The 17,202-nt window shown below is 50.4% G+C and carries 14 protein-coding genes; 5 read left to right on the top strand and 9 right to left on the bottom strand.

Features of this window, described 5'->3' with window-relative positions; all coding sequences use genetic code 11:
* Positions 1-6 precede the first annotated feature (6 nt).
* Positions 7-1,332: a cytochrome c gene (locus tag J0X00_RS01340; protein WP_282476803.1), complete on the top strand. Its 1,326-nt coding sequence runs from the start codon at positions 7-9 to the stop codon at positions 1,330-1,332.
* A gap of 200 nt (positions 1,333-1,532) precedes the next feature.
* Here J0X00_RS01340 and J0X00_RS01335 read toward each other — a convergent pair whose 3' ends face one another.
* The 4 genes from J0X00_RS01335 to J0X00_RS01320 form a co-directional block, all read right to left on the bottom strand.
* Positions 1,533-2,327 carry a PhzF family phenazine biosynthesis protein gene (locus J0X00_RS01335; protein WP_282476802.1) on the bottom strand — a complete coding sequence of 265 codons (795 nt, stop codon included), beginning with the start codon at positions 2,325-2,327 and terminating at the stop codon, positions 1,533-1,535.
* A 298-nt stretch (positions 2,328-2,625) separates the two neighbouring features.
* The gene (locus tag J0X00_RS01330) at positions 2,626-3,585 is read right to left on the bottom strand and encodes a transposase (RefSeq protein ID WP_282476801.1); all 960 of its coding nucleotides are present in this window, start codon (positions 3,583-3,585) and stop codon (positions 2,626-2,628) included.
* 239 nt (positions 3,586-3,824) lie between these two features.
* Positions 3,825-5,054, bottom strand: a complete 1,230-nt coding sequence (locus J0X00_RS01325; protein WP_282476800.1) for an aldose 1-epimerase family protein — start codon at positions 5,052-5,054, stop codon at positions 3,825-3,827.
* A gap of 251 nt (positions 5,055-5,305) precedes the next feature.
* Entirely contained in the window at positions 5,306-6,679 is a 1,374-nt protein-coding gene (locus tag J0X00_RS01320; RefSeq protein ID WP_218561576.1) for a PLP-dependent aminotransferase family protein, read from the bottom strand.
* Positions 6,680-6,787: 108 nt separating this feature from the next.
* On the opposite strand from J0X00_RS01320, the gene J0X00_RS01315 reads away from it, so the two are divergent.
* Positions 6,788-7,690, top strand: coding sequence for an EamA family transporter (locus J0X00_RS01315; RefSeq protein ID WP_218561575.1), 903 nt, complete (start codon positions 6,788-6,790; stop codon positions 7,688-7,690).
* 288 nt (positions 7,691-7,978) lie between these two features.
* Here the strand turns inward: J0X00_RS01315 and rarD are convergent, their stop codons facing one another.
* On the bottom strand, positions 7,979-8,899 hold the full coding sequence (rarD, locus tag J0X00_RS01310) for an EamA family transporter RarD (protein WP_136483761.1): 921 nt from the start codon (positions 8,897-8,899) through the stop codon (positions 7,979-7,981).
* Positions 8,900-9,011: 112 nt separating this feature from the next.
* Between rarD and J0X00_RS01305 the strand changes: the two genes are divergently transcribed.
* On the top strand, positions 9,012-9,479 hold the full coding sequence (locus J0X00_RS01305) for an Lrp/AsnC family transcriptional regulator (protein ID WP_218561573.1): 468 nt from the start codon (positions 9,012-9,014) through the stop codon (positions 9,477-9,479).
* A gap of 176 nt (positions 9,480-9,655) precedes the next feature.
* Here J0X00_RS01305 and mqo read toward each other — a convergent pair whose 3' ends face one another.
* Together mqo and J0X00_RS01295 are read right to left on the bottom strand one after the other, a co-directional pair.
* A complete protein-coding gene (gene mqo / locus J0X00_RS01300) occupies positions 9,656-11,260 on the bottom strand; it encodes a malate dehydrogenase (quinone) (RefSeq protein ID WP_218561572.1) in 1,605 nt (534 codons plus the stop codon).
* A gap of 672 nt (positions 11,261-11,932) precedes the next feature.
* Complete coding sequence (locus tag J0X00_RS01295) at positions 11,933-12,964, bottom strand: AraC family transcriptional regulator (RefSeq protein ID WP_282476799.1); 1,032 nt, start codon at positions 12,962-12,964, stop codon at positions 11,933-11,935.
* A 223-nt stretch (positions 12,965-13,187) separates the two neighbouring features.
* Here J0X00_RS01295 and J0X00_RS01290 point away from each other — a divergent pair, with 223 nt between their 5' ends.
* Together J0X00_RS01290 and J0X00_RS01285 are read left to right on the top strand one after the other, a co-directional pair.
* Complete coding sequence (locus J0X00_RS01290; protein ID WP_282476798.1) at positions 13,188-13,544, top strand: DUF805 domain-containing protein; 357 nt, start codon at positions 13,188-13,190, stop codon at positions 13,542-13,544.
* Entirely contained in the window at positions 13,541-14,086 is a 546-nt protein-coding gene (locus tag J0X00_RS01285) for a hypothetical protein (protein ID WP_282476797.1), read from the top strand. Before J0X00_RS01290 ends, J0X00_RS01285 begins: the two co-directional genes overlap by 4 nt.
* 96 nt (positions 14,087-14,182) lie before the next feature.
* Here the strand turns inward: J0X00_RS01285 and J0X00_RS01280 are convergent, their stop codons facing one another.
* Positions 14,183-14,449 carry a hypothetical protein gene (locus J0X00_RS01280; RefSeq protein WP_282476796.1) on the bottom strand — a complete coding sequence of 89 codons (267 nt, stop codon included), beginning with the start codon at positions 14,447-14,449 and terminating at the stop codon, positions 14,183-14,185.
* 242 nt (positions 14,450-14,691) lie between these two features.
* Positions 14,692-17,064: a phosphoenolpyruvate synthase gene (gene ppsA, locus J0X00_RS01275; protein ID WP_282476795.1), complete on the bottom strand. Its 2,373-nt coding sequence runs from the start codon at positions 17,062-17,064 to the stop codon at positions 14,692-14,694.
* Positions 17,065-17,202 lie beyond the last annotated feature (138 nt).

Below are 17,202 nucleotides of genomic sequence, written 5' to 3'. Positions count from 1 at the left end.
AGAGGCATGATGAAAAAACTGTTTGCTTGCCTGTTACTTGGCGGATTAAGCGCCGCTGCTATGGGACAGACGCCTGAGTCTGATTTGGTGGCTCGCGGCGAATATCTGGCCCGCGCCGGAGACTGTGTGGCTTGCCACACCGCACAAGGGGGCGCGCCGTTTGCCGGTGGTCTGTCGATGCCGACCCCGATTGGCAATATCTACAGTACCAATATCACCCCGGATAAAGAGACCGGAATTGGTGGCTACAGCTTTGAGGACTTTGACCAGGCAGTACGCCATGGGGTAAGAAAGGATGGTGACAGCCTGTATCCTGCGATGCCGTATCCTTCTTACGCCATTGTCAGTAAGCAGGACATGCGTGCACTGTATGCTTACTTCATGCAAGGGGTTAAGCCGGTGAAGCAGGCTAACCATGCCGTGGATATTCCGTGGCCGCTGTCGATGCGCTGGCCGCTGAGCCTGTGGCGCGGTATGTTTGCGCCTGGGGTGCAGGACTTTAGCGCTGACAGCTATGCGGATGTGGCGACCGAGCGTGGCCGTTATCTGGTTCAGGGTCTGGGTCACTGCGGGGCTTGCCATACCCCACGTGCCATAACCATGCAGGAAAAAGCGCTGAGCGACGGCGAGGGAGCGGACTACTTATCCGGCGGTGACCCGATGGAAGGTTGGGTGGCGAAGAATTTGCGTGGCGATAATAAAGATGGCCTGGGGCAATGGAGTGAGCAGGAGCTGGTCACTTTCCTCAAAACCGGCCGTAACTCGCATACCGCCGTGTTTGGCGGGATGACGGATGTGGTTGAGCACAGCCTGCAATACCTGTCGCAGGAGGATCTGACTGCGATTGCCCGCTACCTGAAATCCTTGCCGGCAAAAGATCCGCAGCAAGCGTCGTTTAAACCCGATGGCAGTGTGGCCAACGCGTTGTGGCATGGCGATGACAGTAAACCAGGCGCTGCGGTGTATATCGATAGCTGTGCGGCTTGTCACAAGAGTGACGGCAGTGGTTACGACCACTTCTTCCCGGCCCTGCGCGGGAATTCCGTGGTGCAGACCGAAGATGCAACCTCGCTGATCCACGTTGTGTTGGCTGGTAGCACGCTGCCCGGCACACAGCAGGCACCGAGTGCGATCACCATGCCTCCGTTTGGCTGGCGTTTGAGCGACCAGGAAGTGGCTGAAGTAGTGAACTTTATCCGCTCCAGCTGGGGCAACCAGGCTAAAGCGGTGGATGCCGCACAAGTTAAAGCAATTCGTGCTGAGATTGAAGGCGCTAACCCTGCTCTGCTGGGTAACGTTAATCCGGATAAGTTATCGCAAGTGCAGCGCTAGCTTGAAGTAAATGTGCTTCCGGCCGAACAGGGTTAACAAGGACAGGCGTTAACAAGGACAGGCGCCAGTACATGCTGCCCTTCGCTGATGTTATTAAGCCTGCCCTGTTCGGGGCAGGCTTGTTTTATAGGTGGACAGGCACCGTTCGCCTAATCTAAGCCTGCAACTTGAATAGAAAGAAACGTAAACAGGACAGACGCTTAGCTGACGTTTATCTTACCCTGCAAATATAAAACAGCATGCCCAGCCACTATCACTCTTTCTTCTTCTAAACGGCAATGCAAAATGCCGCCGCGTGCTGATGCCTGATAAGCGATCAATTCTGTTTTATTGAGTCTTTCTGACCAGAATGGTACCAAACCCGCGTGAATTGAACCTGTTACCGGATCCTCGTCACCGCCATTGGCCGGCCAAAAGTAGCGTGACATGAAATCATAGTTGGTCGAAAGTGCAGTGGCGACAACATCAAACGGCGCCAGTTGTTTGAGATTCTCATTATTACGCAGCACGTTAAGCACTGAGGCTTCATCATGATAAATTGCAAAATAGGCTTGTGGGCTGAGCCAGATTTCATCCGGTTTGATGGAAAGTCCTTCGAGCAGCGCTGCTGGGACTTGATTGATAGGGTGAGGCGCTCGATTAGGAAAACTCATCGAAATCAGTTTATCTTCAGCCTGAGTGACATTCAGGGTACCCACTGCAAGCGTATCAAATGTCAGTTTGTGCCCGGTGTTGAAATGGTTAAATAGCACATAAGCTGAAGCTAGGGTGGCGTGCCCACAAAAGTCGATTTCCGTAATCGGGGAGAACCAGCGAATCGCGTAGTGATCTTGTCCGAGACGTTTAACAAATGCAGTTTCGGACAGGTTGTTTTCTTGTGCGATAGAGAGCATGAGTTCATCACTCAGCCATTCGTTAATCGGTATAACCGCGGCTGAATTGCCACTAAACTGCTGCTGGGTGAATGCATCCACCACATAAAGATCCAGTTCCATCTATGTTTTCCGTCTGACTTTCTACTCATATTTAATGCCAAGTTACTTAATTTCATTGAATTATCAAGTAAGTTCTCACTGATGGGGTTATTGTTGGGACAGGCGTGCCGGCAGGCTTGTGTGGTGAGATGACGTAAAGGACAGGCATGTTTATTATGGCTTGCTAATTCTCAGGCTTGTGTGGCTAATATGAATTAATGCTGTTGTGAAACCGTGCTGTAGCCACTAGAGCGAGTGATATGTTTAGCGGAGATCAAAATAGTGAGTATTGAAGGCGAGAGAGCGGACGTTATTGGGGTTAAGAGATCACCAGGCCTACCATGCGGCGGCGATTTAACCGGTTTTTGGCACTCAGTAATTTTTGTGCGCCACCTATCCACAAGCGTGGTTTCGCTTCGAGTTGGGTGCAAAGATAGAGACAATCATGTGCTGACAACGCCAAACGGGTGAGGATATCCGGTTGTGCAGAAGAGATATGCCCGGCCTTATCCGGCTTAATCTGTCTGCCTAGCCAATCCACCAGATGCAGATAATCTTGGAAGGAAAAAGGAAGGCCTTTGGTTTGCAAAGAGCCATTAAAGCCAACAAAATTAAGTAATGGCGGCGATTGAGTTAGACCTTTTGCCGCTTTACTCAGTCTCAGTTTGAGTGAAGTGTATCTGGATTTTTCCGGCGTTGATGCTTCTTTGGCTCGTACCGGGTTCAGGTCAACGTAAGCCATTGCTGCCAGGAGTGCCTTTTCATCCAATAGCGCCTGGGACTTGAACCGCCCTTCCCAAAAATGTCCGGTACATTCGTCTTCTTTGTTCGCTTGAAGAGCGATATCAAAATTGAGTTCTTTCATAAACCAACTGAGAGAAGACAATCTTTCCCGCCATGTCTCTATGATTTTCATGCACTTATCATTTTCTGGCTGGGTTGTCTGAGCGGATTTAAATCGCTGTATGATTGCCGGTAAGTGGTGATCGATACTCCAGCGTTCGATGACTTCAGCCGGGGATAATGCTAACGCAGACTCGTGGTCAATACGCACCACCAAGTGGTAGTGGTTGCTCATTACAGCATAGGCGCAGATATCGATGCAGTAGATAGCTGCGAGATGAAGGATTTTGTCTTCGACCCATTGGCGGCGATGCTCGTAGGAACGACCAGAGACGTGATCCTGGCCGCATAAGAATGAACGTCGGACACAGCGTGACACGCAATGATAATAGGGCGTTATTTGCGGACAAATAAGTTTGGCACGGGCTGTGGTCATGATGGTTGACTCTTTTGTACAGGCATGGACAGATTGTGGATCCAATCAGAGTTTTCGCAACCGGAGATAAAAGAACTGCGGGTCAGCTTGGAGAGTCGTGCAATTTGGCTGTGGTTCAAGTATGGGAAATGCAGTGTTAGGGCAGAGCGTCTGTCCCAGTTAAAAACATCTGTCCCACATACAATTGGGGGGAGGGGGGACAACCGGCAGGGCGAATATTAACCCTGCCGGTTGTTCTATTAGTCTGCTTTGCTTAAATCAACCAGTGGTTGCGTAAGCTGTTTGAGTGGCGTCTGTCCCTGAATTTCCTTGACTTTGTTCACCGCCTGAGAGACTTCTTTGTTATTGCGCAGCACAGTGTATGTGACATCAAAGTGTTTGCTTTCGCCAGCCTTGATGGTCGGGACCAGCCCGAGCGGGCGCTGGTACTTGGTGTTATAGGCATAGCTTGTGCCCGGCTCAATGCCCGTCACATAGCCCTGTTGTTCGGTGTCGGTGTTTTTCCATAATGTCAGCACCGGTAACTGAGTGACGTTGTAGCCCAGCGCAACACCGCTAGAGCCGTTCTTGTTGTGTAAAACCGCCAGGCTGTTGCCGTCCGCATCACCGATTGGTTTGAGGTTAAATACCATCTCATCAAAGTTTTTTGTCGGGCCGAGGTAGGTTTGCCACTCTTTCAGGCCAGCCTTGGCGTAGTCATTGAAGGGAGAAATTTCACTCGCTGCGGCGGTCACTTTCGCACCCTGTTCCAGGATGGGGCGGCCAAAGTTGGAGTGGTAGATGATCTGGTATTCATCGTCATAGTCTGCTTGGTTGGTCAGGGTGTCATGCAAGGAAAAGCGGTTAGAGCCCGGAGTCACCTCCAGTTTGGTCAGGGTAACCAACTCTGCTTTTTTGAAGGTACGTTCAGAGACTTCGCCTTCAATCGTTATTTTGTGCGGCGCAGCGTCATCAATAGTTACTTTGACGCTGGAAGCCGGTGTATTCTGCACGCGACCATGCAGGCTCAGCAGTTGTCCGTTGTCATCCACGCCAGGGTGTCCGGTCCATTCATAACCACAGCGCACCAGCATTTCATTAAATCCGTCCAGCCATCCCAGACCGTTGCGGCTTTCCAAATCGATAAAGGCCGGGTTAACCACTTCTTTGACCGGGGAGTCCCAGCCCAGAATACGTTTGCCATCCCGTTCGACCTTGAGTATCCCCATGCCGCGGGTTGGAACAAGAGTGATCGTCAGTTCACCATTATTAACGATGAGTACGTCCACCCCCAGCTGCTTTCCGCCATGCAGGCGGCGTTTTTCTACTGAGAAAGGCGTGTTAGCCGATAAACCTAACGATTGGTTGCTGACTTGCCAGTTGCCGACATCTTCACCGCTGGCAGAATTGGTTAGCACAAACTCAACGGCCTGAGTATTCATTGCGGCTAAACTGAGCAGGATGGCAGCGTACGAAGTTTTGATTTTCATGTTCTTTCCTTATCTTTTGTTGTTATTTTTAATAACTGAATCGATTCAGCAAAAACATACGCCTGATAAAGGGGAAGCGGTAATGTGCAACTGATAGCAATGTGATCTTGCTGGCAGTGATACGCGAAGTGAAGCTAAATTTTGATTGCTGAATCAACTTCAGCAATTCCGGAGGGCGAGTTGTGTTCCTGTCGCACAATAATATAGAGGAAAAACAGGACGTGTATTGTTAATTTACTGATAAATAAGGTTTATTCTATATGGTATTCGATAAGATTTATTAGCTGTTGTAGCTCTTGTTTAATATACTCATCGAGCGCAAAGCCGATATTAATGCGCAGGCAGTCTCGATAGCGGTCCGATTCGGTAAACCAAGGGCCGATGCGGATATCCAGCCCCGCTTGTTCCGCGGCCTGGCCCAGGGCTTCCGTGTTCAGGCCAGGGATCTGAATCCACAGCACTAAGCCTCCATCGGGTTGGGTCATTCGACTGTCTGATGGCAGATGCTGGCTCAAATAATTTTGATAGCTTATTTTGTGCTGGTTAAGTTGCTGGCGCGCCCGCTTGAGATGAGTTGCGTAAGCGCCGCTGGCGATAAAATCTGCCAGAGCATACTGAATCAGGGTTGGAACGCCAAGCGCTCGGCGGTTGTACGCTGGGAAAAAGCGCCCGGGGCGGCACCAGCCGAGCCGGTAACTGGGTGACAAAGTTTTTGAGACCGAGCCGCACCACAGCATGTACCCTCCGTCGTCATGGTAACAGGCTGGCAGTGACGCCTGGCTGGCATGCGGTAGTTCAAAATAAACATCATCCTCAATGACAGGTACCTGATACTGATTCGCCAACTGTGCCAGTCTCTGTTTCTGGACATTGGAGAGCGTAATTCCTTGCGGATTCATATGGGTCGTGCAGAACAAGCCGGCTTGCACTTCGTGCTGTTGCAGTTTGGCTTCAAACTGGTCTAAATCAATTCCATCGGGCAGCGAAGGAATTTCAAGTACGCGCAGAGACAACTGGGCGAGCAAATCCAGTAATCCATTGTAGCAAGGTGAGCTCACCGCAACGGTATCGCCGGGACGGGTGCATATTTGCAGCGCGTGGCTGACCGCATCCATACAGCCGTGGGTAATCACCAGCTCGTGCTCGCTGAGTGGAAATCCGCTAAGGGTAAAGTGCTCAGCCAGTGCTATGCGTAAAGCGGATTCGCCCTGAGGTTCGGGGTAAAAGGTGATCTGTTCCGCCGCTCGTTTTATCGCGCGCCGCAAGCTACGCTCTAAAGCTCGCTGTGTCTGAGAATCTAATTGCAAGCGCGATGTGCCTAGCGGGCCACAGGGAGAGAGCGTACGCTGTCTGCTCACTGTTGGGGTGATGGGTTGACTGCTAAAAGGCTGCCAGTCAGGTGGCAGGGTACGGTGGGTGTGTCGCGTGATAAAAAAGCCTGATTGAGGACGAGCGATCAGCCAACCTTGCGACTCAAGTTCTGCGTAGCAACTGACGGCAGTGGAAATACTGACGCTGTGTTGTCTGGCAAACTGGCGCAAAGACAGCATGCGGTCGCCCGGATTAAGTTTTCCGGCCTCGATGTCCTGAATGAATCTGGTGGCCAACTGTTTGTATCGGCTCATGCGGTGACCATCTCCACTGTACTGGTTAAAATTACAAAAATTGTATCTGTACTGCTTTTATCTGGCAAGCGACACTGAAACCCAGGCAAACAATGCGGAAAGATAATCATGCAGGGACGAGATTTACTGCTCATCATGAGTGTAATGGCCATTTGGGGCTTCAACTTTTCTATGATTAAACTTGGCGTCAGCGCACTAGACCCGCTGCTCATCGCTGCGGCGCGTTTCGTTTGTGCCACGTTTCCAATCATCTTTTTCATCCGGCGGCCGAATGTTGGTTGGCGTTATTTGGTGAGTTACGGTTTAGTGTTTGGTACCGGGATTTGGGGTATGGCGTCTTGCGCCATCACATTTGGTTTGTCGTCGGGTATGGCATCAGTACTGCTGCAGACGGACGTTTTGACGACTGTCCTGGTCGGGGTCTTGGTGTACAAAGAGGTGATATCGCGCCGTATGGCTGCGGGTATTTTGCTGGCCTTAGCCGGGCTTGTGGTGTCAATTATTTACACCAACGGAAACGTGACCTGGAGCGGGGTGATGTTCATCATGATCTCGGCGGTGTGCTGGCCTTTGGCAGGAGTGATTGTGCGCCAGTCAGGTACCCGTCAGGCATTTGCTTTTAATATCTGGGGGATGTTGTTTGCTCCTGTGCCTTTAATTGTACTGAGCGTGGCATTCAATGGCTGGGACGGCGTTGTCGCAACCTATCAGCATTGGAGTATCAATGCCTGGATATCGGTTCTGTTCCAGGCGTACCCGACCACCTTATTTGGCTATTGGGTATGGAACAAAATGGTCCTTAAATATCCAATGAGTCAATTGGCACCCATGACACTCATGGTGACTGTATTTGCGTTGCTGAGTGGGTATCTTATTTACGGTGAACAGCTGTCGGCCGCACAGTGGGTCGCATGCAGTGCGTTTCTGAGCGGTATCATATTGGTTCTCTACCCGCAGCGGGCAGTCTCCCGCGCGGCGCAATCAGAGCGCCTGCGTCCCACGGCATTATAGTGCCAGATTAAGCGGTGAAATCAGTGCGGATTTTCAGCCGATCGCTCGGTACCTTGTTGGGGGAATGGGGTTGGGGACAGACGCCGTTGTTTTGGGGCAGACATCGTTTTAGGGACAGACGTTTATGTTTAGACGTTTATGTTCAACATAGACCTGGGCGCGGCCGGTCATGCCACACGATGGCAGTTCGTGCTTCTGCCACCAGAACACCACTCGACTGGGCGTGTGTCCCGTTTGTCTGTGGATGGTGGGTGTCTGTCCCGGTTGTTCGGGGGCAAATGCTATGGGTTACGAATGACGGCTTATTTTGAGTTGGGTGCGCGTGTTTTTTAGCCCGCGAATTCCTTCGATGACTAACGCCATAACCGCCAGCCAGATTGCGATGTAGGTCGGCCATTCTTTAGGGCTGATGGATTCACCCAGTAACAGCGCCACGAATAGCAGCATAACGGGTTCAACGTAAATCAATAAACCAAATAAGCTGAGATTGAGATGAGGCGCGGAAAGGGATTGAAACGCCAGCGCCATAGCGCTGATAATCCCAAGCCCGAATACCAGCCACAGCAGTTGGTAGCTGGTGGTCAAGGTTGAAAGTACATCCCCGCTGTGTATCAGACAATACAGGCTGAATGGTACGCTCAGCAGCATATCAAACCAGACGCCGCCGATACTGTTAGTATCGGTTTTCAGTCGCAGCCAGAAATAGACTGGGTAGCACAGGCAAATTGCCAGCGTAGGCCAGGCCAAGGTTTGAGAAATAATCAGTTGATTCAGAACCCCTATGACTGCGAAGCCGCATGCCAGTTGCTGTAAGCGTGACATTTTGTCGTTGAACGCAAACCTGCCGACCACAACCATGGTAATCGGCATCATAAAGTAGCCGAGTGAGACAGCCAGGCCGTAGCCGTTCACCGGAGCCCACATGAATAACCATAACTGTAGCCCGACCAGAAATGATGACAGGATGCGCGTTGCCCAGAAATAACGCTCATTGATGATGCGGTGCAATATGGTAGTCACTTGCGGCCAGTAACCGCGCATAACAATAAACAGAGTCAGCAGAGGCAGGGTTAACACAATACGCCAGCCATAAATTTCCGTGCCCTCGACGTCTTTCAGCAGAGCAGTATAAGCAAACATCAGGGCAAAGAAGCCTGATGCGATAACGTTAAGAGTGACACCCAGAGCGGTGTTCGTTTGAGTCTGCATGGTTCAGGTCTGTGATCATTTCGATAGAGAGATATTTTATTGCGTATTACTTGATAAAGGTGCTCTAAATACATAGTGTTTATGAGAAATTTTCTCATGGAGTGAGGCGGGCATGACATTAGATAAGTACGATTACTCAATATTGCAGCAGCTGCAGTACAATTGCCAAACTCCGTTACGTGAGTTGGCGGAGATGGTGCATTTGTCGACAGCTTCGGTACAGCGTCGTATCCAGAAACTTAAGGATAACGGCTATATCCAGGCTAGCGTTGCGCTGCTGGACCCGAATAAACTCAACCAGGTGATCACGATTCTGGTGGAAGTGCAGGCCGACAAAACCCACAGCACTGATCTGCAATTATTAAAACACAGTTTTTCCGGACCGGAAGTTCAGCAGTGTTATTACGTGACCGGAGAGGCCGACTTCATGTTGGTACTGCTGGTGCCCAACATGCAACGTTTTCAGCAAATCTGCGATAAATTGTTTCACTCGAATCCTAACGTAAAGTGGTTTCGCACCATAGTTGCACTGGATCGGGTTAAAGCCACCTTGTCCGTACCGATTGAGTCGATTGGATAAATCAGCACCCAGGTAAATACCAATGGTCATCGTATTTTCTTCGGTTCCGGGGCGTGATTTTTGCTGTGTGTCCCGTTTGTACTGTGTGTCCCGTTTGTACTGGTGATTGACATCAGTCATGATGCGGGATCAAAAATGCCGCCCGGTTGGGCGGCATGGGTCGAATGAATAACAGTTTAAGCCTGAGTGGCAACAGCTTGCTGATTGTCCTGCACGCTCTGAGCTTTCGCGGCGCGAATCTCAAGCAGATCCTGCTCAAGCTGCAGTACCTGGCTGGTCTCAAGCAGAATTCTCTGGTTGAGCTCTGGATTATCTTGCAGTGACTGACCGTAAGAAGGGACCATGGCTTTGATCTTACTTTGCCATTTATCGGAAGCCATTTGGTCGGCAAAACAGCGCTCCAGCAGTTCCAGCATTACAGAGGCTGAAACAGAAGCGCCCGGGGATGCGCCAAGCAGCGCAGTCAGGCTGCCATCTTCGGCGTGTACCAGCTCTGAGCCCAGATGGAGTTCCCCACCTTTACCCGGGACATTCTTGATTATTTGCACGCGTTGGCCAGCCTGCCATAGAGTCCAGTCTTCAGCCTTGGCATTGGGGAAGAATTCACGTAATGCGTTAATACGATCTTCATTGCTTTGTACGAGCTGACCGACTAAATATTTGACCAGGTCAAAACTTTTCAGGCCGACCTGGGTCATCGGCAATACATTTGACGGGCGTACCGAGCCAAACAGATCCAGTAACGAACCCTCCTTAAGGAATTTGCTCGAGAAGCTGGCAAATGGGCCAAACAACACCACTTTTTTCCCATCGATGATACGGGTGTCCATATGCGGTACTGACATCGGTGGCGCGCCGACGGCCGCTTTACCATACACTTTGGCGCGGTGTTGGTTGACGATATCCGGATTGTCGGAAACGATAAACTGGCCGCCGACCGGGAAACCCGCATAGGCACGAGCTTCAGGAATCCCCGATTTTTGCAGCAGAGTCAGTGAAGCGCCGCCAGCACCAATAAACACATACTTGCTATGCACAGTACGCGTGGTATTGGTGGTCAGATCTTTCACTGTGACTTTCCAAGTCCCATCTTTTTGACGTTTAAGCGTGCGCACTTCATGCTGCATGCTGAGCGCAAAGTTTTCACTTTGCTGCAGAATATCGACCATATGGTGGGTCAGGGCACCGAAGTTAACATCGGTACCAAAGCGTGAGCGGGTCGCAGCAATCGGCTGATTTGGATCACGATTTTCCATCAGGAGTGGAGCCCAGGATTTGATCTGTTCACGGTCCTCAGAGAAAACCATGCCGTCAAACAGAGGACTCGTGCGCAGACGCTGATAACGCTTGCGCAAAAATTCTACGTTGTGCTCACCGGTCACAAAACTCATGTGAGGAACACTGTTGATGAAGGTAGCCGGGTCTTTAATCAAACCTTCCTGGACCAAATATGCCCAGAACTGGCGTGAAAGCTGGAATTGCTGGTAAATATTAGCCGCTTTGCCCATCTTGACTTCGCCGTCAGGCGTTTGAGGGGTGTAATTTGATTCCGCTAATGCTGAATGTCCGGTTCCAGCGTTATTCCAACCATTTGAGCTTTCCTGAGCGACTTCGTCCAGACGCTCAAACATTTCGATAGTCCAGCTTGGCTCAAGTTGCTGGATAAAGGTGCCGAGCGTTGCGCTCATAATACCGCCACCGATAAGAACCACATCGACCAGTTTTTCAGACGTAGCAGAGCCGAACTGGTTGAATCCTTTTTGACCAGATACCTTCTTCATGGGACTTAAATCTCTCTCAATTGCAGATAATAACTACTCCGTTATCCGCCCTGACCACTAGATAGCCGTCGTCCAATATTTTTTATTTGGTTTTTTATTGAACGGGGTGTTCTAGAACATCCTTTGGCTCCAGCGACAGACAACGTGTTTAGTTGATGAGTTTGGTAACTAAACAACCAAAACAGTATAAGTGTTACATATTTTTGATGATTTTTTTAGCAAAAAAAGCACAACTAATGCGATAAAGTTTGCGATATAACAATTATTTAACAACAAAGGTGCCACAACAGGACTAATGAATAGTTAGGGTGAATCATTAATAATTCAATCAATTGTATTAATAAATGATGTAAAAAACCTACGTAATATCGCTAGATTTTATTTGTGACAACTATGTTAAAACCAGTGTTTATTGATAGCGCTTTCACATACATTCGGCATGGTTATTTCAGCTGTTCTAAACAGGCAACAACAGAGGTGGAGCACAATGCGTCACGATCAGTTTAAGGGCGGTTGGCACCTGACTGTGGGTCAATCAGATTGCGGTCATTCCGCACTTTTTGAGGGTGTCTGTCCCACTTTTTGAGGACGTCTGTCCTGCTTGATGTTTGTGTGGACGGCGTCCGTTCCGGTTAATGGTTGCGGCCTGACAATCGTGGCTGGCGATAATACTTATTCGGCTTGCATGGTGCGACGATAAGCGCTGGGTGTCTGTCCTGTGACGCGGCTGAATTCGCGATTAAAGTTGGACTTGGTTTGAAAGCCGGATCTGAGGTAAACCTGAGTAATACTCTCATCACTGTTTACCAGATACTGTTTGGCGTGTTCAATCCGGTATTCGTTCAGCAGTTTGGAAATGTTACGGCCGTGGATCTGGTTGACTGCGGCCGAGATCTGTTTGGCCGGGATCGTCAGCTTTCTCGCCAGACGATCAAGTGTGAGGTCCGGGTCGAGATAGGCTTGCTGGGTATGCATCAGATCGTCGAGTTTGCGCACGATAGCCTGCGCATCACTGGTAGCCATCGCTGAGGTTGTTTTTACTGCTGCTACTGGTGCTGTCTCTGCTTGGCTGCGGCTATTTAGCTCGTCAGACAAAGTACTGCGGCTGACCAGGATTACGCTGAGGGCCAGAAGCGGCAGCAACACGCTGTAGCCAATGGCGAGGATATACATGGCATATCGGCCAGAGTTGAAGCTGAAATCAATGCTCAGCGCACCGTCAATACAGGCTGAGAACAGCAGCATACAACCGGCCAACTGCTCGGCATAACGAACCTTGTCCAAATCAGATACGCGTACTTGCTGCGCTTCAGCGCGCGATGAGTAGAGCAGTCGTATGCCGTAGCCGATATAGAGCAGGGTTAACATTAAGTCGAGCGGTGCATGCCAGTAAGGATAGCTGAATACCGCGAAAGTGATACACATCGGACCTGACCAGTGCAACAGTGACAGTCGTCCTGTTTGATGGGCACGCTGGAAACAGTACCAGGCGGTCATCGGCACCAGAGAGGCTAAGATCGGCTGCAATAAGCGCAACAGAGTTACATCTAAACTCCAGCGCATTCCCACCACGGCGGTTGTTACCGCACATAACGCGCTAAAGCCGCTGGCCGGTTTGCTGTCATTCTCTGGTTTGCACCACAAGATGACGGCAAGCAGCATTAACAGCATAGAGACCACAAACGGCAATGGGATCGCGATCATCGGTTTTCCTTATCTTGGCATGATGGAATGTGTGCAATGGCAAAGTTTTACTTGCGCTAGCCTAACCATTACCTCGTCCGGAGTGAAGCTCAAATGGACTGAAACCAGATTCAGGCAGACCTAAAACCGGTTTGAGGACGCAAAGAAGCCTTTCTATCGCGATAGTGAGCTGACTGCGTGATGAATGCAGTTTGTCTGTTTAAGCCGTGAAGGAGCTGAAACTATGAAATGGTATTGGTTGGCCTGGCAGCATGGACTGGATTTTTCCGGCCGTGTCCCGCGCCATGCTTATTGGGCCTTTTTTGCAGTCAACCTGGTGGTGAGTCTGCTGTTGATCGCGCTCGATATTCACCAAGCGTCATTATGGTCCGCGTGGCTCGAAATAGGTTACAGCGTCGCAAGCTTTTTACCACTGCTGGCACTGACGGTGCGTCGTCTGCATGACCTTGGCCACAGTGGTTGGTGGAGTCTGGTGTTTTTGGTGCCAGCGATTGGCGTGCTGATTTTACTGGTACTGATGTTACTGCCAGGTGAGAAACAGGCCAATCAGTATGGTCTGGCAGGGGAGGAGAAGATATGAAGCGATGGACGGCGGTTTTGCTGGGCGGGTATTTAACGCTGATTAGTGCGAGCGTTTGGTCGGAGGGCAAATCGGAAGTGATTAATCACTTACCCGCTGGCTTAGAGGGAATGGTGATCATACCCAAGGCTGCGCATGGGCATTTATTGTACTTACATGGCCTGGGCGGAGAAGGACGCTATCTAAGCCGCAATGAGCACGGCGAGCTGTGTATGTTGGCACCGCTGCCTATGATTGCCGGTAATATCCGCCTCGGGACGATTGGGATTGATGAAAGCGGCCCGGTCATTCTCAATATTTACAATCCGGTTCTGGCGCGCCAGATCAGACACGGGCAGCAGATCGAAAGCCGGCAATGGCGAGTTGCTTTGCCTCACGCAAAACAAACAGCTGATATCGAGATTGCCAATGGCCTGGATAGCGAGATGGATTTCATTATTAATCCGCGCCGACGCTGGACGTCGTGGCTGCGCGGTGGTGAACCTCAACCGAGTTGTAAGACAATCGCTAGCGGGCCGACTGACAGTACGCCGCTAAGATAAATACAGTCAGTGGATGAGCGCCAGTATCACCATGTGTGCTGTGATACTGGCGCATTATATCGCTAAAGCTTAATGACGGCTGAACGTGGCTGACAGTTAGGTCAAGCGCGCGGTATCTTGTTTGATATTGACGATGCTGTTTTCAATGTCGGCGACACTGTGTTGTGACTGTTCCGTGACCTGATGAATCGCCGCTATGCTGTCGGTGTGAAGCTGACAGGTGCTGGACAGCTCTTCCATTGCTGTGGCTATCTGTCCGGACATTTGGGTAATTTGCCCCAGCAGAGTGCCGATATTAAGGGTTGATTCTAGGCTCTGGGTACTGTGTCGACGCAGGTAGTAACGCCATCCAGACACTGGCATAAATCGTCTGTGAGATCCCTTTCTGTTTATCGACCATGGTCTGGATTTTATTCAGAAAGCCGTTCATGGAATATGGGATAGAACCTGAATTTATTGCGTGATTCAAATTAATGTATAGGAATGGCTATTTGGCTGGAAATAGTATGATTTGTGGAAAAAAGAAATATTCATTGTTTTTTGTTAACCAGGACACAAAAAAACGCCGGCGATGACCGGCGTTTTTCTCATTTAAGCAGCGCTAATTATTTGTCTGTGACTTCACCCAGTTTAATCCAGGTGTCAATCACAGTATCTGGGTTCAATGATACTGAGCTGATGCCCTGTTCCATTAACCACTCAGCCAGATCTTCATGGTCAGAAGGTCCTTGGCCACAAATACCGACGTATTTACCGGCTTTGGTTGCCGCATCGATCGCCATCTTCAGCATCACTTTGACTGCCGGGTTACGCTCGTCGAACAGATGAGCAACGTCGCCGGAGTCACGGTCAAGACCCAGTGTCAGCTGAGTCATGTCGTTGGAGCCGATAGAGAAACCGTCAAAGTACTTGAGGAACTCGTCAGCCAGTACGGCGTTCGATGGCAGCTCGCACATCATGATGACTTTGAGGCCCTGTTCGCCGCGGCGCAGACCAAACTTAGCCAGAATGTCGATCACCGAGGCCGCTTCGCTTGGAGTACGCACGAACGGGATCATGATCTCAACGTTTTTCAGGCCCATTTCGTTACGCACGCGTTTCACCGCCTGAGTTTCCAGCTCGAAACAGTCTTCGAATACCGGCGAGATGTAACGTGATGCACCACGGAAGCCCAGCATCGGGTTTTCTTCGTGCGGTTCGTAGTTTTTACCACCGACTAGGTTACTGTATTCGTTTGACTTGAAGTCAGACATACGCACGATGACGCGTTTTGGCCAGAAAGCGGCCGCGATAGTCGCGATGCCTTCGGTCAGTTTGCTGACGTAGAAATCAATCGGATCTTTGTAACCGCGGATACGCTGGTTGATTTCTGCTTTCAGTTCGTCGGTTTGCGCGTCGAAGTTCAACAGTGCTTTCGGGTGAATACCAATCATCTTATTGATAATGAATTCGAGACGCGCCAGACCAACGCCTTCGTTCGGGATCTGTGCGAAATCGAAAGCACGATCCGGGTTCCCTACGTTCATCATCACTTTGGTTGGCAGCAGTGGCAGTTCATCCACGGAAGAGCGGCGGATTTCAAAGTCCAGCAGGCCGTTGTAGACATAGCCGGTTTCACCTTCTGCACAAGAGACAGTCACAGTCGCGCCGTCGGTTAGCGTGCTGGTGGCGTTACCACAACCTACGATCGCCGGAATACCCAGTTCACGAGCGATGATGGCAGCGTGACAGGTACGGCCGCCGCGGTTGGTGACAATCGCGGAAGCTTTCTTCATTACCGGTTCCCAGTCAGGGTCAGTCATGTCAGTCACCAGAATGTCACCGGTTTGCACCAGAGACATCTGATCCAGCGAATCAACCAGACGCACAGTACCGCTACCGATACGCTGGCCGATAGCACGGCCTTCGATCAGCACGTCGGCTTTGTTGTTCAGTTCGTAACGTTCAATCACGTTCTGCTCGCTCTGGGAGCAGACGGTTTCCGGGCGGGCCTGTACGATGTACAGCTTGCCATCGATACCATCTTTCGCCCATTCAATGTCCATCGGACGCTGGTAGTGCTTCTCGATGATCAACGCCTGTTTAGCCAGTTCTTTGATTTCGTCGTCGGTCAGAGAGAATTCGTTGCGCTCTTGTTCAGAGGTATCGACGATTTCCACCTGTTTGCCGATTTCCTGGCTGTTTGCGTAGATCATTTTGATCTGTTTCGATCCGAAGGTTTTCTTCACGATCGGTGCCTGACCCGCTTCAAGCAGCGGTTTGTGCACGTAGAACTCATCCGGGTTAACCGCACCCTGAACCACCATCTCGCCCAGACCCCAGGCTGAAGTGATGAATACTACCTGGTCGAAGCCAGATTCCGTATCCAGAGTGAACATGACACCGGAAGATGCTTTGTCTGAACGTACCATGCGCTGAATACCGGCAGACAGTGAAATACCGCGATGGTCAAAACCCTGGTGTACACGGTAAGAGATGGCACGGTCGTTAAACAGCGATGCGTAAACGTGTTTGGTGGCTTCCAGAACGGCATCAATGCCTTTCACATTGAGGAAAGTTTCCTGCTGGCCGGCAAATGAGGCATCTGGCAGGTCTTCTGCAGTGGCGGATGAACGCACTGCCACAGAGAGATCCTGGTTACCTTCGATCAATGTTTCATAGTTGTCGCGAATGTCGCGCTCCAGATCGGCAGGGAAGGGGGCATCCAGTACCCATTGACGAATCGTGGCGCCGGTTTTACGCAGCGCGTCAACATCTTCGACGTCCAGAGCGTCCAGTAATTCGTGAATGCGATCATCCAGGCCTTCAAAATCAAGGAACTGGTTGAATGCGTAAGAGGTGGTTGCAAAACCATTAGGAACCGAAACACCGGCGTTGGCTAGGTTAGATACCATTTCGCCGAGTGATGCATTTTTACCGCCGACTTTGTCGACATCTTCCATGGACAGGCCATTATACCAGAGGGTGTTGTTTTGCATGTCTTTCTCCAGAACATTGCAGCTTTGTAGGGTGGCAATCGATTACGCATCAGCTTTAAAAAAATCCACAGGAAATTTTTAAAGCTGTGGGGGGCGTAATGGTATGCCGGGTTTTATTATCGGTATTATGTGTAACAT

This window comes from Vibrio sp. ABG19, from assembly GCF_029962385.1.
Classification (GTDB): Bacteria; Pseudomonadota; Gammaproteobacteria; order Enterobacterales; family Vibrionaceae; genus Vibrio; species Vibrio ostreae.
This window is presented reverse-complemented; position numbering and strand designations above follow the sequence as displayed.